This window comes from Mucilaginibacter yixingensis (genome assembly GCF_041080815.1).
In the GTDB taxonomy this organism is placed as follows: Bacteria; Bacteroidota; Bacteroidia; order Sphingobacteriales; family Sphingobacteriaceae; genus Mucilaginibacter; species Mucilaginibacter yixingensis.
Genome location: NZ_CP160205.1, coordinates 3239334 through 3259930, shown reverse-complemented (window position 1 = coordinate 3259930; position 20597 = coordinate 3239334). Strand labels below are relative to the sequence as shown.

The 20597-nt window shown below is 49.3% G+C and carries 9 protein-coding genes; 8 read left to right on the top strand and 1 reads right to left on the bottom strand.

The window, feature by feature from the left end; genetic code table 11:
* Nucleotides 1-2 precede the first annotated feature (2 nt).
* Genes ABZR88_RS13150 through ABZR88_RS13140 form a run of 3 tightly spaced genes read left to right on the top strand, consistent with a single transcriptional unit; the run spans nt 3 to nt 7312 of the window.
* Nucleotides 3-3638, top strand: coding sequence for a hypothetical protein (locus ABZR88_RS13150; RefSeq protein ID WP_211309741.1), 3636 nt, complete (start codon nt 3-5; stop codon nt 3636-3638).
* 15 nt (nt 3639-3653) lie between these two features.
* Nucleotides 3654-5087, top strand: a complete 1434-nt coding sequence (locus ABZR88_RS13145; protein WP_107826891.1) for a GDSL-type esterase/lipase family protein — start codon at nt 3654-3656, stop codon at nt 5085-5087.
* Nucleotides 5084-7312 carry a GH92 family glycosyl hydrolase gene (locus tag ABZR88_RS13140; RefSeq protein WP_107826892.1) on the top strand — a complete coding sequence of 743 codons (2229 nt, stop codon included), beginning with the start codon at nt 5084-5086 and terminating at the stop codon, nt 7310-7312. The genes ABZR88_RS13145 and ABZR88_RS13140 overlap by 4 nt, the downstream gene beginning before the upstream one ends.
* On the opposite strand, the gene ABZR88_RS13135 is transcribed toward ABZR88_RS13140, so the two are convergent.
* On the bottom strand, nt 7309-8574 hold the full coding sequence (locus ABZR88_RS13135; protein ID WP_107826893.1) for a hypothetical protein: 1266 nt from the start codon (nt 8572-8574) through the stop codon (nt 7309-7311). The two genes, ABZR88_RS13140 and ABZR88_RS13135, sit on opposite strands and share 4 nt — an antisense overlap.
* A gap of 394 nt (nt 8575-8968) precedes the next feature.
* On the opposite strand from ABZR88_RS13135, the gene galB reads away from it, so the two are divergent.
* The 5 genes from galB (at nt 8969) to ABZR88_RS13110 (ending at nt 20348) form a co-directional block, all read left to right on the top strand.
* Complete coding sequence (galB, locus tag ABZR88_RS13130; protein ID WP_107826894.1) at nt 8969-11374, top strand: beta-galactosidase GalB; 2406 nt, start codon at nt 8969-8971, stop codon at nt 11372-11374.
* A gap of 4 nt (nt 11375-11378) precedes the next feature.
* A complete protein-coding gene (locus tag ABZR88_RS13125) occupies nt 11379-12920 on the top strand; it encodes a glycoside hydrolase family 28 protein (protein WP_107826895.1) in 1542 nt (513 codons plus the stop codon).
* A 63-nt stretch (nt 12921-12983) separates the two neighbouring features.
* Nucleotides 12984-14777: a glycoside hydrolase family 36 protein gene (locus ABZR88_RS13120; RefSeq protein ID WP_170113531.1), complete on the top strand. Its 1794-nt coding sequence runs from the start codon at nt 12984-12986 to the stop codon at nt 14775-14777.
* 11 nt (nt 14778-14788) lie between these two features.
* Nucleotides 14789-18130 (top strand): glycoside hydrolase family 3 C-terminal domain-containing protein, encoded by a 3342-nt coding sequence (locus ABZR88_RS13115; protein WP_107826897.1) that lies wholly within the window; start codon nt 14789-14791, stop codon nt 18128-18130.
* 1 nt (nt 18131) lies between these two features.
* Complete coding sequence (locus ABZR88_RS13110; protein WP_170113532.1) at nt 18132-20348, top strand: GH92 family glycosyl hydrolase; 2217 nt, start codon at nt 18132-18134, stop codon at nt 20346-20348.
* Nucleotides 20349-20597 lie beyond the last annotated feature (249 nt).

Sequence of the window (20597 nt, the reverse complement as noted above, 5' to 3'; positions counted from 1 at the left end):
CAATGAAGAAAACTTATTTAAGCAACGTCATCTGCTCGCTGGCCCTGTGGCTGGCGGGCAGCCTGGCGTCCTACGCCCAGATGACTTCGCCGGAGCAATGGGTTAATTATGATCAGGTATTCGGTCTGAAAACGGGGCTGCGCCAGTATGATTATGAGGTGGCGCTCATCAAATCCAGCACCACAACCAATGTACTTTGGCCGGGAGAGCAGCCGCAATACACGGCCCAGATTGTCAATAACCTTGGCAAGCCTATGGATGTTGAAGGCCGGATAGATATCATTCGTTATGGTACAAAGGGTCGGCCTAATGATGTGTGGCTGCCCGAAATGGTGAAGTTTGCCGATGTAGCCAGTATTGCGGTAAAGGCGCATATCCAGGCCGGCGGATTTACCAATATCGACATTAAACCTATCATCCCCGCTACTTTTGGCGGGTACGCGCTGGTGCTGGATCTGGGGCCATACGGCCGTCGGCTGATCTGCAGCGTAGTGCGCACGTTTAAAGCCACCTCCACGCGTTTGCAATATCCCAAACAATCACTGGATGATATGGACCCTGATTTTCTGCAGCGGCTGGGCGTACAGGCCATCCGCTTCGGCGTCGATTATTTCCCGACGACAGACGCTGATTATCAGACTAAACTCCAGGCACTGTATGCCAAGCTCAAAAAATACCAGGAACACCACATCACCGTGCTGCTGATGTTTGGCGCGGGCACGGCCCAATTGCCGCTGGGTATGCCCAAATCATTACTAAATGATGAAGGCGTTATGCGCAAAACCAAGCAAGATTATGTGTGGCCGCCTTCAATTGATGCTGATTTTACCAAATTCGTTAACCGGCTTTGTGTTGACCAGGGCTGGCCTAAAGGACCGGTAACCGCTGTGTCTTTATGGAATGAGCCCTGGGAGGGGAGTTCCATCTCCGGCTGGCAATCAGATATCCCCAGATACCGGGAAATCTATACCGCTATGGCCAATGCCGTGCTGGATGGCCGCAAAAAAGGAGCCGATGTACTGGTTGGTGGCGGCGATTCTAACTCCAACGCCTGGGACAAACTCTTTGCCGACGGCAAAATGACGTTCCTACCCATTTTTGATTTCTGCTCTATTCACTACCAGGGCATGGAAGCGCCCAGTATTTACCCGGAGTGGGTCAACCGTAAATCGCCCAAAGGACGGGTAAAAATCTGGGATACCGAAAGCTGGGTAGGCAACACAGATGATAGGATCGGCCTTACAGTGGCTACCAATCGCTCAGCTGGCTATGATCGTTCTATGGGTATTTACGCCGGTTATCTTTCTACAGGGGGCAGGGGTTCCGAGCATTTTAAGCAAAAAGTTTATACTGATCGTGGTGTGTTACAGAATGACCGGATTCCGGATGCATGGTCGCCCGCGGTAGGCGTTGGTGCGGTACAACACCTGGTTGGCGAGCGCGACTTTAACCGTTTGCTCTTTAAAAAAGGCTTACCCTGGGTGATGTTATTTGATGGTAACGACCATAACCCCGATGACGGTACAGCGGTAGTTTGCGGCGATATTGGCGAAGCCTTCGGAGCAGAGCGCGTGCTGTTCCGTAACGTACGGGGCTTGCAGGAGGTGGCCGACAAAGAAAAGATCCGCAGGGAATTGACTAACCCACAGTTGAATCCCCGCCAGAAAGACAGTTTAAATGCGCTGCTAAAAATCTATCAGCCGCTTAGCGGCGGAGTAATGGTGCTAAAGGCCAATGCCCACATCAAGCTATATGATTTTTACGGTAATGTGGTGCCTGCTACCGGTGGAGAGATCCGCGTGCCGCTCAATACCAAAGGTTATTACCTGCGGCCCGATGGTTCGAAAGGATCATTTCAAATGCTGGTGAATGCCCTGCAACAGGCCCGTATTGAAGGTTATGAGCCGGTAGAAATCATTGCTAAAGATATGACCGCTCGCATTGAGCAAAACCCGGTATTGAATCTTGAACTGACCAATATCCTTAACCGGCCGGTCAGCGGTCAGCTTAAGGCTACACTGGGCGATCTGAAATTGAGCTACCCCAACCAGATCACCATCGCGCCTCATCAAACCCTTACCGTTCCGTTGAAGATTGCGAACGGTAAAGCCAATGCAGCCAACATGTATCCATTGTCTGTTCATTTTGAAACAGGCAAGGATGGTATGGCAGTATTATATGAGGATATGCACGTCAATGTCATATCGCATTTGCAGGTAAAAATTGACGGTAATCTGGACGACTGGCGCACGGCCATCCCACAAACCGTCAGCAGTAAGGGTACAGAAAATGTAAGCCTGACGGAGGCTGCATGGTATCCGTTTAAAAACTTTGATAACAGGGCCGAAGGTTATGCCAATGGCTACTTTGCTTATGATGAGCATAACTTTTACTTTGCAGCCAAAGTCGCAGATAACACGCCGTCGCCGGGCACTTATCGGTTTGAGCACCGGCCCGATGATACTTTTTTCTATCCGGATACGGCTTATATGATGGATATGGATAAGACGCTCATCACTAAACACGATAGCGTGCCGGTAAAACCAACAGATACCTGGGCTTTACAAAGTTCAAAAGGAACAGAGCGGTCAGGCTATTTCTGGTCGAGCAGTGACGTGGCTTATGCTTTTGGGATTGATCTGGATCTGCCGGCAGACAAGTATTCACGGGTGTCCTTCTATATGCCCAATATCCGCGTGCCTAACGCTGCTGTAACGGTTTTTGATGCGCAAAGCGGCAAATTGCTGCTCAACAGAAAGGTAGATAACTTATGGAACGGTGCTTACGAAACCTTCGACCTGCGCGGAAAGGTGCGCGTTGTTTTCCGTACCTATAATTGGTGGACATCGGTCAAAGTGGCCGGTATTTTCTTTGATCCGTCTACAGCCTCCACACTGAAAGACAGGGCCGTTTTTGTGGCTGAAGATCTGGACAGCAGAGGTAACTGGAAAGACAAATATGGCAAAAGCGGCTACCACATCATTGGCGAAAGCGGGCATTTGCCAGCTGGGGTAACCATCAGCCAGCCTGATGTAAAAGTTAAACTACCGCTGGTCTGGCCTAAAGGTGTCAGGCATTACACGTATCGTAAAAATCCGGTAACGCCAGATAACTCTGGATTGGGTTACTCATATGATAACGTAAGCATTGCCTTTAACGTCATCCCTGAGGGTAAAGACGGTATGCTGGCCAGCCCGCCGGGCACCATGCCGCGTTATACCGGTTACAAAGACACCGACTATGAGTATGCCATGAACAGCGTAGCTGACGAATTTGGTGGTGGTACCGAAATATGGCGCTTGCTGACTCCGCGACTGAACCGCAAGCACTTTTTCCCGCGTCAACCTAAATCGGCGGGAGAGGGGCCGGTGAAAAAAGGACAACTCGTCATTAAACGTAACGGCAATACGCTGATCACCGAATGCGCTATCCCCTGGGAAGAAATTCCGGATGTAAAAGCGGCGCTTGATAAAGGACAAACCATCAAACTTTCGTTCAGAGTTAATGATAATGCTTCGCCATCAGCTACAATGGAACTGGCTAAAGACCGGAGCGTTTCCAAGCAAAATGCCCGCGCGTTTCATCCAGACTGGAAAACACATTGGGCCAACGAGGTAGCGTTTAGTTTTGAAAAGTAATAACAGCAATAGTTTATGCAAATCAAATTCAGGAGCCGGCTTTTTGCCGCGCTCCTTTGTTTCAGCCCCGTGCTGGCACTCGCCCAGCAGGTCAACTTAAAATGGACTGACATCCTTTCGCCGGACAATGTCAAGATTGAAGGTTATGCATCGGGCATGGGCACACATCCCTATGTCCGGTTATGGACTAACGCGAAGAGTTTATCCGTTCGCATTGTCGCTAAAAATCATTGGCGGGCAGCCACCGCCCAATGCCTGCTGTATCAGCTGGATGATGATGGTAAGTGGTTGGCCTACAATGGGGAGCAGCGGGAGCGGGGCGGAGATACAATTATGCAGTCTTTCTCCCAGATAACTCGGCAGGAGCGTACGCCGCTGCGGGAAATGGAATATCGGTTGTTTCTGCCGGCAGGTATCGGTTTGCAGCAAATCTCGTTCGGTGTTGATTCTCAAAGCTTATTTAAGCTGATGCCTTTACAGCCAGAGAAAAGGATTGTGGTTTACCAGGACAACGCGTCTGCAGCAGGCCACAACTGGGCTGATGAACTGGAGCGACGCCTGGACAGGTCAATGACCGTGCTATCAGATTTTCAGTTATTTACCAAAGCGGCCGCTCAACCCGGAACCCGGATAGCTTTGCTGGAAATCAAGGGACAGCCGCAGCGAATGGTTGTTGCAGCCGTAAAGAAGCTGCAGAAAGCAGGCATTAAAACCCTGATATTTTCATCATCTGCAACTAAAGACCGGGATGCCTTTGAGCAGCAGGTTCGCCAGGCGCTTAATGAATCAAAAGGGGCACTTTCTACGCTGAACCCTGTAGTACAAAGCCGCGACCGGAATTATAACTGGCGCCAGCGCCATGCAGACGAACTGGCACTCATTAAAACGCATCCGCCACGGAATGTAGTTCTTGCCAACTCTATTATTCACTACTGGGGCGGCCCGCCGCAATCCACCATTGTACGGGGGCAGGATTCATGGGAAACATATTTCAGTCTCCTGGGGCTGCAAAATATGGGTTTCGGTTGGGACCGGATCGAGAACGTACTCTGGCGCGTGCAGCATGATGAACTAGACGGCTTTAAGGCTGAACATGTATTGCTGATGATTGGTACCAATAACCTGCAATACAATACGGATCAGGAGATCATCGAGGGTTTGCGCCAGCTGATTTTTGCTGTAAAATCCCGCCAGCCTCAGACCCGAATACTCATCTCCGGCATTTTTCCGCGTCGCAAAATGGAAGAACGTGTGGCCGGTGTAAACCAACTGATAGAACAACTTGCCGGCGAGACGAAGATAACATTCATCAATCCAGGAAAGGTATTCCTGGATGACGCCGGTAAGATCAAAGAAGCATGTTTTGTTGGTGACGGATTACACCCTAACCAAACCGGTTACCGGATGCTGGCACCGCTGATTGCGCAGGCATTAAAAGATAACCGATGAAGAAAATACTGGCTTTGTTATTAATTGTAGCCACATTGCCTGCCGCCCGCGCGCAGCACCGGGAGCAATTGACAGACTATGTGAACCCCATGATTGGCACGGCGCCAGGCAGCACACCCTCCGCGCAGAAGCATGGCGAAGGTGGTGAGCAATACGGCAATGTGATTCCATCGGTCGGACTGCCATTTGCCATGACGCAGTGGACGCCGCAAACCCGCAGAGGCGAAACCAAGTGCGAACCGCCCTATCTTTATCGCGATACGATATTTAGCGGCATCCGGGCTACGCACTGGCTCAGCGGCTCCTGTGTGCCAGATTATGGGAGTTTTACGGTGATGCCGCTGGTTGGCAAGCTCCGCCTTAAAAATGCACAAGCACCACTCGTTCACACGCGTGAAATTGCCCGGCCAGGTTTTTACCAGCTAACTATTCCCGGCCTCACCATCAGGGTTACCGCAACGCTGCGTTGTGGCATCATGGAACTGACGATGGATCATGCGGATAGTCTTTATGTGCTCATTTCGTCCAATAGCGATAAAGGCAAGGGGGCAGTGAGCGTAGATCAAAAAGGAGGCAGTGTTTCGGTAACGAATCAGGCGTTTCGTATTTATCAGGGTGCTGGTCAGCCAGCCGGTTTCAGCGGGCACAGTTATACGCGTTTTAGCAAGCGGCCTGCGCGTACGGGTGTTTTTGCGGCTGGGAAACTTTTAGGCGGTGATCAGGTCAGCAATCAGCCGGGTATGGGGAGCTATGCCGGTTTTTATCTGAAGAAAGGCGAGCGGCTCATGCTACGCATCGGTGCATCATTCACCGGTGCGGCAGGAGCTAAAGAGAACTTACAGGCCGAGCTAGGCAACCAAACTTTTGAAAGTATCAGCACCAGGGCCCGGCAAACCTGGGAGCAAGCGCTTGGCAGCATCCAAATAACCGATCATGATCAGCAGAAGAAACGCATATTCTATACGGCGCTCTTCCATGCCCTCCAAATGCCACGTTTATACAGCGATGTCAGCGGGGCTTATCCTATGTTCTCCCATCAGTATCAGACGGCCCGAATGCCAGCCGGACAAGCCTATTATGATGATTTCTCCATGTGGGACATTTACCGCGCTCAGTTGCCCTTGCTAACTATACTTTATCCCAAGCTCACGGCCCAGTTGGTACAGTCGCTCATCATCAAAGGCACCCAAGGGGGCTGGATGCCCATCTTCCCTTGCTGGAACAGCTACACCAATGAGATGATTGGCGACCACGTGGCGGCATTTATGGCGTCAGCCTATAACAAAGGTATCCGCGGATTTAACGTGCAGCAAGGTTATGCGCTCTTACGGCAAAATGCTTTTGAACAGCCATCCAGAGAAAATTATCTGAATGGCAATGGCCGTCGGGCCCTGCCTTCCTATCTAAAATATGGCTATATCCCGCTGGAAGATTCGGTAAAAGATGCTTTTCATCAACAAGAGCAGGTATCCAGAACTTTAGAGTATGCTTATGATGATTATGCTTTAGGCACCCTGGCATTGGCTTTAGGCAAAAAAGCAGATGCGGCGGTTTTGCACGGACGCTCATTGAACTACCGGAAAGTAATTGACCCGCAAACTGGTTTTGCCCGCGGCCGCTATGCCGATGGGCGGTGGATCACTCCGTTCTATCCCGATAAAAAGGTGTGGTACATTACCGAGGGGACACCAAGGCAATACACCTTTTATGTACCGCAAGATATAGACGGCCTGAGTCAACTGCTGGGGGGAGGTAACCGGCTGGAGCAAGCGCTGGACAGCCTGTTTCAAAAAGGGGAGTACTGGCATGGTAATGAACCAGGTCACCAGATACCTTTTATGTACAATCACACCCGTTCGCCCTGGAAAACCCAGATGGTGGTAGATAGTCTGTTGAAGGCAGAATACAACGATCAGCCTGGGGGCCTGAGCGGTAATGACGATGCCGGACAAATGAGTGCATGGTACGTGCTGGCCTCATTAGGTTTTTATCCGTTAGATCCGGCAAGCACCAACTATGAATTATGTAGTCCGCAGTTTAGCAAAGCCGAAATCAGGCTGGCTAAGGGAAAAAAACTGGTGATCACCTGCAGGAAGACATCGCCCAGGGCGATATACATAAAATCGCTACGCATCAACGGTAAGCTGTTTACGGGGCATCAGATCACACATCAGCTATTTAAAGACGGCGGGACGATGGCGTTTTTGCTGGGAGACAAGCCTTAATTAAACTCATCACTATAAACCAACTTGTGTTCCGCATTGTAAACGCGCACAAAATCAAGCTGGCCTGAACCTTTGAAACGGCAGAATAAACCGCGGATATTACCGATAGGCGTATTGTAAGTGGTTTTAAACTTGTACTTATTGTCTATATAAACGGAGCTGGTTTTGTTTTGCGTTTGAATGCGCACCACCGTCCATTTAGACAGATCGACGCCTAAGGATGACAGGTTATGGAAATTGCCGGTCATCTGGGTGTCGCCAAACTCGGTATCGGCATACTGGGTGCAACCCGGCTTCACAAATTTAAACAAGCCTCTGCCGGTTTCGCCGGTAAACTCAAGGGTTGTATCATAACAATCAAAACCGCCCGTTTCCTGGCTGTTGCGCAGGCGAAACTCCACGGTCATGTGGTCGCCATCAATATTAAAATTCCGGATGTTACGGTAATCTACCCAAAACTCCTTTTTTGTATCAATATTAAGCGCGCTGATATTGGCCGGCGCAAAATAAAGCGAAGAACCATTGCTAAATTTAGTTTGATCTGTTACCACCTGCGCATTGGCATCATTGTTACCCACATAACAGGCCCAGCCCTTGGTTTGTACATCTACGGCTGTACGGTTTAATACTTTGCCATCAACCATTAGTCGCATTTTAAAATAGTTAGGCGTTTTGTACAGGTAAGCCATTTCGCCTTTCGGGCTAAGCAGCAACTTATATTCGCCGCCGCTGCCGTAATCAATAAAAGCATTTTTATAGTTTAGCGAAGACAGGTCATAACTCACGGCAACTGTTAACGGTGCTTGTCCGTTGGTGTTTTTTACCGTGAACGAGAAACGTCCGGGGCTGAGGAGTAAAAAAACTACGGAGGCAATAATGATAACCGCCGCGGCTCCCATCCAGTAGAATGTTTTTTTTGACCGCTTGTGCTTGATGACCGGGCCAGTTGGCTCTGTCGTTTCCGTTTTTGGTAGAACCACATCTTCGGGTTTCCGGTCAAAATTTTCTTTAACAAAGTGGATCCAGTCACGGTAGCCCAGGTATTGTGCCATGGCGTTTTTGGTGGCAATCTGCGGTTCATAATCATCGCCAGATTTAAAGATACGTTTCAGCGTGCGTACACTGATGGGGACTTTGGTAGCCTCGAAAATTTGATCATGAAGCGTAGCAAAATTGTAATCGATCCAATCGGCACTGGGGCCAGCTTGTAATCTTTCCTCAATCAGTTCAATACATTTTAGCAGATAATCGTGGTTCTTCATGCTCAATCGTGCAAATCACGCAGGGTTTACGGTAACAGGTTCATCAAATTAGCCGGGCAGCGGCTTGGTTAAACCGCTTTCAGATGTTAGCCAAATTTAAAGCAGAAATACACTTGCGACAATATGCCTGATACGTTTTGCGGCATAAAAATAACTCTGCCTGACAGCGCCCGAAAATGCACCATTAGAGCAGGTGTGGTCAGGTGGCCGAAATATGGTGTGTTTTCTGGTGAATCTTGCTCATCATCAGTCTGATGTATAGTTGCGCTTACTATGCTTGACTATGCCCGTGAATGCATTAACCGGCAATGCATCGCCTTCAATAATTTCGCTTTCACTGTAACGGCGTAGTCACGTCCGGCACAGTCAAACCAATTGTTTACCTGTTATCTCGATGAGGAAGTATTACTTATTACTGTTATCACTTTTTTTTGTGCACGCCATTTTTGCGCAGCAGACGGCCCTGCGTCAGGTGCTCAATTTTGATGAGGGCTGGCGTTTCCACTTGGGCGAAGTTGCTGGCGCAGAACAGCCGTACTATAACGACAAAGCCTGGCGGCAGCTCAACCTGCCGCATGACTGGAGCATTGAAGTGGCGTTTAAAAAAGAAAACCCTGCTGGTTATGATGGTGGCGCTTTACCCGGCGGCATTGGCTGGTATCGCAAAGCTTTCAAAGTTTCGCCGGCAGATCGTAACCGGCAAGTTTATATTGAATTTGACGGTGTTTATCAGCGTAGTGATGTCTGGATCAATGGCCATCATTTAGGGTTTCGTCCTAACGGCTATATTTCGTTCCGTTATGATCTGACGCCGTATCTGCATTTTGGCGGCATTAATGAAATTGCTGTAAAAGCAGATAATTCGCACCAGCCAAATTCCCGCTGGTATTCAGGTTCAGGTATTTACCGGCATGTGCGCCTGGTGAAAACCGCTAAGGTAGCGGTTGATCAGTGGGGGACCTTTGTCCGTACCCAAAATGTATCTGCCTCATCGGCTGATGTAATGGTGACCACAATCATCAGCAACCGCACACAGTCTGACCAGAAAGTTACGGTTGTTACCACCATTTTTGACCAGACAGGGAAGCAGGTTGCGCAAAACCGTTCAGCAGTTATCGATATAAAAGATACGATTTGTAAGACTGACGCAACGTTGCAGGTAACACAACCTGAACTTTGGTCTACAGACGCGCCTTATCTCTATAAAGTAACTACCACCGTTTATGCAGATGGCCAGTTAACCGACACTTACCACACGCCACTGGGTATTCGTTATTTTAATTTTGATGCCGATAAAGGTTTCTCGCTAAACGGGAAGCCGATGAAGATACTGGGTGTTTGCAATCACCATGATCTGGGCGCTTTAGGTGCCGCAGTAAATACCGCAGCCCAGCGCCGGCAACTGCAGCTTTTAAAAGCTATGGGGTGTAATGGCATCCGCACCTCACATAATCCACCCGATCCGGGATTGTTAGAGCTGTGCGATGAGCTGGGTTTTATAGTGATGGACGAAGCCTTTGACGTTTGGGAGAAAGGCAAGAAGCCGTTTGATTACCATTTATTCTTCCGACAATGGTCGGCCCGTGATCTGCGCGATCAGGTATTGCGAGACCGTAATCACCCCAGCGTTTTTATCTGGAGCATTGGTAACGAGATCCATGAGCAGAATGATACGGTAGCCCTGCGCATTGCGCCACAACTGGCTGCGGTTGTTCATGAGCTGGATACCACCAGACCCATTACCACTGCTAACAGTAGGCCAGATACCACCAACAAGATCATCAGTTCAGGAGCCGTGGATCTGATTGGTTATAATTATCATAACCGCGATCTGGCGAGTTTTCATCAGCGTTATCCCGGTAAAAAGTTCATCGGTTCAGAAACTACCTCGGCGCTTGAGACCCGCGGCTATTATGATATGCCATCAGACAGTATCCGCCGCTGGCCGCTGGATAGTACAACCAGGGGGCTGAATGCCGATTATACGGTATCAGCGTATGACAACGTGAGCGCCAACTGGGGCGGCACGCATGAGGAAACCTGGAAGTTGATTAAAAAATACCCATTCCTGTCGGGAATGTACATCTGGACGGGCTTTGACTATTTGGGCGAGCCAACGCCATATCCCTGGCCGGCGCGCAGCTCATATTTCGGCATACTGGATCTGGCCGGATTTCCCAAAGATATTTATTACATGTACCAAAGTGAGTGGACGCCCAAACCCGTGCTGCATCTGTTTCCGCATTGGAACTGGCAGCCCGGCAAAACGGTTGATGTTTGGGTGTTTTACAGTCAGGCTGATGAAGTGGAACTATACCTGAACGGCAAATCCCTTGGCGTGAGAAAGAAAACCGGCGAAGATCTGCACGTGATGTGGCGGGTAAAATTTGAGCCTGGTGAGTTGAAAGCCATTTCCCGCAAAAACGGTAAAGTTATATTGACCCATAAAATAGTAACCGCAGGCAAGCCGGCAAAACTGGTTTTACATACAGACAGGAGCCAGATAAAAGCCGATGGCAACGATCTGGCATTCATCACCGTTGAAGCACTGGACGTTAAGGGCAACCCTGTCCCCGAAGCCGATATGCAGGCTGATTTCCAGATTAGCGGCGCTGGTAAAATTGTTGGGGTGGATAATGGCGACCCAGTTAGTCATGCGCCGTTTAAGGCGCACTATCGTAAACTTTTTCATGGTAAGGCGCTGGTCATTGTGCAGGCTGGTAAGCAGCCATCAGCCATTAAACTTACAGCAACCTCGCCGGGGTTGCAGGCCGGTACGATAACGATTCAAAGCAAGTAAGGCCATGAAGAAATTGATCTTAATATTTTTTGTGGCCCTGTGTTGGTGCAGCACAGTTAATGCGGCCGATTATTTGATTACAGATTTTGGTGCCAAACGCGGCGCAAAGGAGTTGGCCACTGTGCCCATTCAAAAAGCCATTGACCAATGCACCGCCAACGGCGGAGGCAGAGTAATAGTGCCAGCCGGCGATTTTTTGACGGGTACCATTTTTCTTAAAAATCACGTAGAGCTTTACCTGGAAAGCGGCGCGAAGCTACTAGGGAGTACAGATAGGACAGATTACCCCAAATTGGATGGTGAGCGTGGATTGATTATTACCCATGATGCTGTTGATGTCAGCATCTCAGGTAAAGGCGAGATTGATGGAAACGGCGCTGCTTTTTTCAAGGGAGATAATGCGCCCGACAGGCCATTCCTCGTATTGTTTAAACACTGTAAACAGGTAAGTGTAACCGGTATCAAACTCAGCAATTCTGCCTTTTGGACGTTCCGGTTGCTGTATAATGACGGCGTACAGGTAGCTGGTATCCAGATCTGCTCGCACGTTAATTTTAATAATGACGGGATAGATATTGACAGCAGGAACGTTACCATCAGCAATTGCATTATTGATACCGACGATGATGCGCTTTGCTTTAAAAGCGATAGCAGCTTTATCTGCCAGCAGGTAACGGTAACCAACTGTGTGCTGGCCTCTAATTGCAATTTTATCAAGATGGGGACCGCCTCTGTGGGCGGGTTTAAAAATATCAGCATCAGCAATTGCGTGTTGCGGCGGGCGTCAGCATCGCATTTCAGGTTTTGGGAACGTACTGTGCCGGGTGTTACAGAACCCATTACGGGCCTAGCCGGTATTGCGCTGGAGATTGTTGATGGCGGCGCGATGGACGGCATTCAGATCAGCAACATTACCATGGATGGCGTACAAACGCCCATTTTTATCAGGTTGGGCAATCGCAGTCATGCAACAGGTTCGCTTAAAAATGTGATAATCAGCCATATCATTGCCAAAAGCGTGAGCCGTATAGCCAGTAGTATTACAGCTATCCCGGGCTTTAAGGTAGAAAATGTGGTGCTGCGCGATATCTATGTGGAAGCACCGGGCGGGGGCACGGCAAAAGACTATGCCACTGTGGTACCAGAGCAGGAGAAAGCCTATCCAGAAAACCGCATGTTTGAAACGGCGCTGCCGGCATACGGACTTTATCTGCGGCATGTGAGCAATATTTCGCTTGATCATATCCAGTTTAAAGCAGCCAGGGATGAAGCCCGGCCTGCTTTGTATGTAGACGATGCCCGGCATATCCATATCTCAGATCTCAGTGCAAGTGCACCCGTAGCCGGTGCTCCGCTGGTTGAACTAAATAATGTACTTGACTTTATGGCTGATGGCTGGGCTATTGATCAGGCCATTCCATTACTGTTTCGCATCCGCGGAGCGCAGTCAAAACAAATTGATCTTAATGGTTTGCGGGGCGTAAACAGCCCCCGATTGTACGAACTGAAAGACGGTGCAGCTAAAAACGCGCTGCTAAAAAAATAATTCCGGAGAAATTTAACGATGAAGACGATTCAACCTAAACGTAGTAATTGTTTTTTAAGCTGTTTGCACAAGATATTCTTGCTGTTGTGCTGCCTGTCGGCAATCCGGGCGCAGGCGCAGGAGTATCAGGCCGGCGGTTATCGCTTTATGATTCCTGATCAGCAAGGAGTAAGCGTGAGCGCTGATTCATCAGGGCTGGCGCCGGGCCTCATCCGCGTAAAATTCAGATTTGAAAAAAATCCCATCAGTGATATCTTGATTAAGTGGAGCATGCCACTACAGGACATTACGGGTTGCTGGACTACTGATGGAAACGTGCCACGTTTTATTCACATGGGGGCTAAGTTGGAGGCTAATCTGGCTAGCCAGGCCCCCGTATGGGCCTTTTTTAATGATGCCGGCCGGAGCCGTTTTACAGCGGCATTGTCTGATGCTTTTCACAAAACCACTTTTTCTTCTGGCATCAATGAAGTGGATGCGACGCTAGGCTGCACATTGAAAATAGAACTTTCTGCAGCCGAACGATCATCACCTTATGAAGTAAGTTTACTGCTCAATAAAAGCGATGAACGTTATGAGGATGCCTTAGGAAAAGTTACTAAATGGTGGGCAGATATGCCGCAATATCACCCTGCAGCTATTCCAGATGCGGCCCGGCAGCCACTATATTCAACCTGGTATAGCTATCATCAAAACTTTGATGCCAAATCACTTCTGGCTGAATGTGTGGCCGCGAAAAAACTGGGCTATACCGGCATCATTGTAGACGATGGCTGGCAAACGCTCCACCACGCTGGCGGCTACGCCTTTACGGGCGATTGGCAGCCCGAGCGTATTCCGGATATGGCGGGTTTTGTGCGTCAGGTGCATCAAACCGGTATGCGCTGCCTGTTGTGGTATTCGGTGCCTTTTGTGGGCTACAAGTCTGCCGCCTTTAAGCGCTTTGAAGGGAAATTGCTTTACCGCAGCGATAGGCAATCAGCCGCCATACTTGATCCGCGTTACCCCGATGTGCGCAGGTTTATTGTGGAGCGCTATGTCAATGCGTTAAAAGTCTGGGATCTGGATGGCTTTAAGTTAGATTTTATTGACAGTTTTACTAACCAGGCCAGTGAAGCTCCGGCAGTTGGCAGTACAGCAGACTATCAGTCTGTATATGCGGGTATTGATGCGCTGATGGTAGCGATTAGAAAGGCATTGACCGCTGTTAAGCCCGGGATACTGATAGAATTCAGACAATCTTATACTGGTCCGGCTATGCGTAAGTATGGCAATATGTTCAGGGCGGGCGATTGCCCGGCGGCGGCGCTCACTAACCGCATTCGTACTACCGACCTGCGGTTGCTGGCCGGTAATACAGCCGTACACTCAGATATGCTAACCTGGGATTATCACGGCAGTGCCCCTCAGGCAGCACTTCAGTTTTTGAATATCATTTTCGCGGTGCCACAATTGTCTGTAAGGCTTAATGATATTCCCGCATCGCAGCTCCATATGGTACGTTTCTATACCCGTTATTGGCTGGATAACAGGCAGGTATTGTTAAACGGAAAGTTCAGGGCTGCTGGTCCTGCGCAAAATTACCCCATTTTAAGCAGCGAGTTGGGCGATAAGTTGATTGCCAGTATCTACAGCAATCAAAGTAAACCGCTGCAACTGCATAAAAACCAGGTAGATCTTATTAACGCCAAAACCACAGCAGGTATACTGCTGCAGGTTGATGCGGAGGCGCACTATAAGGCGGAGGTGTATGATTGCGAGGGTCGCCGACTCAGGAAAACGCAATTGGCATTGAAACCAGGTATAGTTAAGGTGCAGGTGCCGCCTTCGGGTATGATTTGTCTTCGTAAATTTTAAAAGTGAACCCAATGGGAAAAACTATAGCTATTCTGGGTTTACTTTGGCTGGGCGGGCTGTTTGCCTTTTCGTGCCAGCATCATGAGTCTGATTACCTTGACCTGAATCATAGTGGGCAGATGGATCTTTATGAAGATCCGTCTCAACCCGCAACCATCCGGGCAAAAGACCTGGTAGCAAGACTGTCATTGCAGGAAAAAGCCGGTTTAATGGCCAGCAACGCCATTGCTGTGCTGCGGTTGGGCATCCCGGCTTTCGGGTGGGATAACGAGGGCAAGCATGCCATTGTTACCTGTTTCCCAACCAGTATTGGCATGGCCGCCTCCTGGGACACCACCGTTCTAGAGCAAGTAGGCAGCGCCCTTGGCGATGAAGCACGTATTATGAGCAAGCGCGAGGCCGATGCAGGCCGCCAACTCAAATGGCTGTCATTCTGGGCGCCCACTATTAACATGGCGCGCGATCCGCGTTGGGGCCGGACGATGGAAACTTTTAGCGAGGACCCATATCTCACTTCGCGTCTCGCCGTCAACTTTGTGAAGGGAATGCAGGGTGATCATCCGCGATACCTCAAAGCCGTCGCCGGTGTTAATCATTTTGCAGCTTATAGCCGGGAACTGGGCCGGCATGAGCTGAACGCTGACATTGCTGACGAAAAACAATTGCGTGAGTACTATCTGGAAAGTTTCCGTGTGGCTGTAAAAGAGGGGGGTAACGCAGGCATGGGCGCCGCTAACAATGCGTTAAATGGCGTGCCGTCTGCCGGCAATCGCTGGTTGCTGACGCATGTGCTGCGCGAGGAGTGGGGTTATAAAGGTTACGTTTTTTCAGATGCCGGGTCCATTAGTGATATTGCAGGGATCAGAAAGTATGTACCGACGCCGGAAAAGGGCGTAACCCTGGCTGTACGTGCCGGTACCGATATTGATTGCGGCAACAGCTATTCAGATTATCTGGCTCATGCTGTTCATCAGCATGAATTGGAAGAAGCCGTGATGGATTCCAGCCTGGTCCGCAGTTTTGCCGTTCGGTTTCGGCTGGGGATGTTTGATCCGAAGGAGAAGAATCCTTATAACCAAATTTCAGATAATTTACTGGACGGGCAGTTGCATCGCCGGTTAGCCTTGAAGGCGGCTCGTGAAAGCATGGTTTTGCTGAAGAATGCGCATCATCTATTACCCTTCAATGCTGAGATTAAGCATATTGTAGTTGCCGGTCCGCGGGCAGACCAGCCTGAGCTGGGCCGCAAACAGTCGGGCAGATCGGCCAAAAATGTTTCGGCCCTGGCAGGGATACAGCGTCGGTTTGACCAGGCCCAGGTATCATATTCAAAAAACATAACCGTATCGCTTAAACAGGCTGCCGCTGCCGATGTCATTGTTTACTGCACCAGTTTGATGGAAGGTGAAGTCTCGGATCGGTTGGATCTGCGCTTGTCTACCCGTCAGGAAGCAGATATTCTGAAACTCGCAGCCACCGGTAAACCTGTTGTGGTGGTGCTTTACAGTGGTGCCGCCGTGGATATGTCGCCATGGATTGGCAAGGTCTCCGGGGTGATAGCAGCCTGGTATCCCGGCGAAGAAGGCGGTAACGCGTTGGCGCAAATTTTGGCAGGCGATTATAATCCTTCGGGCAAGCTGCCGGTTACTTTCTATCACAATACCCATGAACTGCCGCCTTTTGATGATTTTGATATCCGTTCGGGGCGCACCTATCAATATCAAAAACATACACCGCTGTATCCGTTCGGGTATGGCTTAAGCTATACAACCTTTCACACCAAATTGCAGGCAATGAACCGGCAGGGTGCCGCTACCCACGTAAGGATCAACGTTCAGAATACGGGAACAAAAGACGGTACCGAAGTGGTGCAATTGTATATTGGTTTCCGTGGCGACCATAGCCGGTCATTTCCGCAAAAAAGATTAAAGGCTTTCCGGAAAATTTTTCTTGGAGCTGGCAAAGCCGGTTTTGTTGATTTTACGGTGAAAGATGAAGACCTCGCGCTCTACGACAATGCGATGAACTACCGGATATTCCCCGGCAATTATACTTTCTTCATCGGCAACTCCTCGGCAGATGAACATTTGCCGGTCCGCGTAAACATCCGGGGCAGGCTATTGCAATCCGGCCCAAAACTGAAGTACGAAGTGATGAGCGTGATCAATCCGAAGATTAAAGCCGGCGATAGCGTTCAGGTAATGGTGACATGCCGGAATGACGGAGACCTGACCGGCAGGGTAGCAGTAATGGCTGACGGGCAGCCTCATTATGCCCAGGATAGCTATGTTGGCCCGCATTGTATAGAAAAATTACTGTTTCAGATCCCGCTGGTGGGAGCTATTGATCATCAGCTGGCAGTGCCGGGTCTGTCACCCGTAGTTATAAAGCTGCGGGCAGTTGCTCAGCAACTTATTGTTCAGAGAAATGGCGGCGGGCAGTTAGTGGTGGCCGGTCAGAAAATAAAGCTGCACTACTGGTTGATTAATAATGGCTCAGAACGGCGAAGTTTCTCTCCAATACTCGATATCAATGGCGTAAAGCGCACCATCATCACACCGCAATTGCAACCGGGAAAGATTACGGACTTGTCTATCCCTGTTGAACTGAGAAAAGCAGGCGTTTATCAAATCAGTTTAAATGGCGCAGCTCAGCAAACCATGCTGGTCGGTCATACAGCTAAATCTCCATACCAGGTATTCGCTACCCAAAAAGGTCAATTTTTTCAGGTTGACAGCACTACATTCTGGGGTTATGCAAATGGGAGTGTAGGTGGTACGCCTGTGTCCAATAACTATGGCGAGCGTACTGCTAATGATTGTTATGGCGCTTTATATCTGCCTGACGGCATGGCCGGTAACAGCGTAGCTACGGTGCGGATTCATCAGCAGGAAAAGACCGGAAACTATGCCAAAGTGGGTTTGATGATCCGAAACAAGATCAACCAGCCGGGCAAATCTGCAGGGTATATGACTGCCGCCGTTACCTCTTACTATGGGGGCGGCGGACTATTTGAGTGGGATGCCCATCAAACCGGTTTCCTGGATTCAATGCGTCGGGTTTCGCTGGCCGCATTTCCTGATAAATGGTTACGTATAGAACGGCACCAGCAACACTATACGGTTTGGGCGAGCGCAGATGGTAACCGTTGGAAAAAATATGGCCAGTTTGAAGTTAAAGGTGGCAGCAGCAGGCAAGATGTCGGCGTATTCATTGCGTCCGATGATCCTGCGCGTGTCTGCAACGTCATCTTCTCTGATTTCAGCGTGAGGCCGCTAACAAAGCCTTTAACAGAAACCAATAATGGCAAGCCGAAAAAACAAGAACGCCAATTTACTACCGAACCGATATAAGATGTTTATTTCTAAGTTAAAACGCCTGCTGTCTGTGAGTGCACTGCTTTGTGCGCACCTGTCCCTCGCGCAGCAAAAAATTAATGTAACGCCGCTGGTTGATCCCTTTTTGGGCACCTATATCGGCAATACCTTGCCGGGGGCAAACACACCTTTTGGCATGGTGAAGGTGGGGCCAGACGTGGCTCCACCTAACAATACTACAGGTTACCGGGCAGACCGCTCTATCGTTGGCTTTTCGCATAACCATGTAAGCGGTACGGGCGGCGGGGCGCGTTACGGCAATGTGCTGGTCATTCCGCAGGTTGGGCCGGTAACTTTAGGCGATACCCTTGCTCATAAATATAACGAGTATGCAAAACCCGGTTACTATACGGTTAGCCTGGGTAAAACACACGGCGATGTACGTGCAGAGTTAACCAGTACAGACCACGCTGCCGTTCATCGTTATACTTTTTATGTGTTAGACAAGCCGAAGGTGCGTGAGGCTTATATCTACGGTAGCAAAACGGCGCAATCATTTCAGGCAAATCTGCTGGTTGATGCATCGGCCATTATCAATTCAAAAGATTATGAGGTAGGCAAATGTGATTCTGCGCGAATTGCTGTTACTTCTTCTTCTACGATGGAAGGAGTCAGTCATTTCAGCGGTGGTTGGGGCGGGGATAATCCGTATACCGTTTATTTTGCGATTGCCTTTAATCGGCCTTGCTTAAAATCAGGTACCTGGACTGCGTCAGCGCTTTCTGCCGGTAGCAAACAAGCGCAGGGTAAGGAGGTGGGTGCGTGGGCCACATTCAAGTTACAACAGGACGAGCAGGTAGAAATGCGCGTAGGCATTTCCTACCTGTCGACGGCTAATGCCCGAAAGAACCTGGATGAGGTTAGCGGACGTAGCTTTGAAGAAATCAGGTTACAGGCAGATCAGCTTTGGAATAATTACCTGAGTAAGATCAAAGTTGAAGGCGGCAGCGCAGAGCAAAGATCGGTATTCTATACCGCGCTGTATCACACGATGGTGATGCCTGTACGCCTGGAAGGTAATCCCTGGAAAAGCAATACCCCGCACTATTGGGATTTTTATACGCTGTGGGATACTTATCGTACCGTGATGCCTTTGCATACGCTCGTTTTGCCGCAGCGGCAGACAGAAATAGTGAACACGCTGATTGATATTTACAAACACCGGGGTTGGTTACCCGATGCCTGGACCGGGGGCGACTACGCTATGGTGCAGGGTGGTACCAGTGCCGATGTAGTTATTGCTGATGCCATACTGAAAGGCCTGCCCGGTATTGATGTTCAGACAGCTTATGAAGCGATCCATAAGGATGCGACTACACCGTCAGACAACCCATTTAAATACGGGCGTTATGAAGAGTACTTTAGACTGGGCTATTGTTCCAGTAATGTAAAGAACGGTTCGTCAAAAACGTTGGAGTATGCGTATGATGATTTTTGCGTAGCCCAGGCGGCACTGAAGCTGGGCAAAAAGGAGGATTATAAAAGATTTATGAAACAGTCTGAGAACTGCTTTAACCTGTTCAACTCAGCAACCGGATTTTTCTGGGCAAAAGATGATAAAGGCAAATGGATTGATGGTTTTTCTCCGTTGTTCAGAAAGCCTGATTACTGGAACGGTCCTTACTTTTATGAAGGCACACCGTTCAGCTATACCTTTTACGTAGCGCATCAGCTGAACAAGCTGATGGATGCGCATGGCGGCCGTGCCGGTTTTGTGAAGTTCCTTGATTCATTATTTGATGGACGGCATTTTGAATTGGGGAACGAGCCTGGTTTTTTGACACCATACCTTTATAACTACGCCGGCAGATCAGACAAAACAGCCGAGCGGGTACGATACGAGTTAGCTCAATTTATGCCCGGTAATATTGGTCTTCCCGGCCAGGATGATTCTGGTGCTATGTCTGGCTGGTATGTGTTCGGTGCGATGGGTTTTTATCCCTGCGCCGGGCAGGATCTGTACATGGTGGGCAGTCCGCTTTTTACACATACAACATTGGTATTAGCCAACGGAAAAACTTTTGAAGTGATTGCGCCCAAAACATCGGCTGCTAATAAATATGTTCAGAAAGTCTGGTTAAACGGCAAATTATTAACCAAACCGTGGTTCACGCACAGCGCTATCCGTAACGGAGGGAAGTTGGTGCTGGAAATGGGACCTCACCCGCCGAAGGGCTTGCCCATGCCCCGGTAGGCCACCAGTGCCAGCGCTGCACTTTATAATGGCACGCCTTTTCATGTAAATCCATTTTTACGGCTAATACCCATAATCGACGATTTGAAGGGTAAGGGGGATTCTATGAAGACGAAAACATTCTGCACAAAGATCTGTATGAGGATAATGTAGCAAACTTTGATTTGGATCGAAAATCTGGCGATCTGAGGTTTCTTTTGATTGAAAATCAGAGAAATATGACTAATAGACTGATCGTTTTGTAATGGA

What these genes read in the sequence shown, in the direction of transcription:
- ABZR88_RS13140 (WP_107826892.1), top strand. Translation starts at nt 5,084, where the DNA reads ATGAAGAAAATACTGGCTTTGTTATTAATTGTAGCCACATTGCCTGCC.
- ABZR88_RS13125 (WP_107826895.1), top strand. Translation starts at nt 11,379, where the DNA reads ATGAAGAAATTGATCTTAATATTTTTTGTGGCCCTGTGTTGGTGCAGC.
- ABZR88_RS13110 (WP_170113532.1), top strand. Translation starts at nt 18,132, where the DNA reads ATGTTTATTTCTAAGTTAAAACGCCTGCTGTCTGTGAGTGCACTGCTT.
- ABZR88_RS13145 (WP_107826891.1), top strand. Translation starts at nt 3,654, where the DNA reads ATGCAAATCAAATTCAGGAGCCGGCTTTTTGCCGCGCTCCTTTGTTTC.
- galB (WP_107826894.1), top strand. Translation starts at nt 8,969, where the DNA reads ATGAGGAAGTATTACTTATTACTGTTATCACTTTTTTTTGTGCACGCC.
- ABZR88_RS13135 (WP_107826893.1), bottom strand. Translation starts at nt 8,574, where the DNA reads ATGAAGAACCACGATTATCTGCTAAAATGTATTGAACTGATTGAGGAA.
- ABZR88_RS13150 (WP_211309741.1), top strand. Translation starts at nt 3, where the DNA reads ATGAAGAAAACTTATTTAAGCAACGTCATCTGCTCGCTGGCCCTGTGG.
- ABZR88_RS13115 (WP_107826897.1), top strand. Translation starts at nt 14,789, where the DNA reads ATGGGAAAAACTATAGCTATTCTGGGTTTACTTTGGCTGGGCGGGCTG.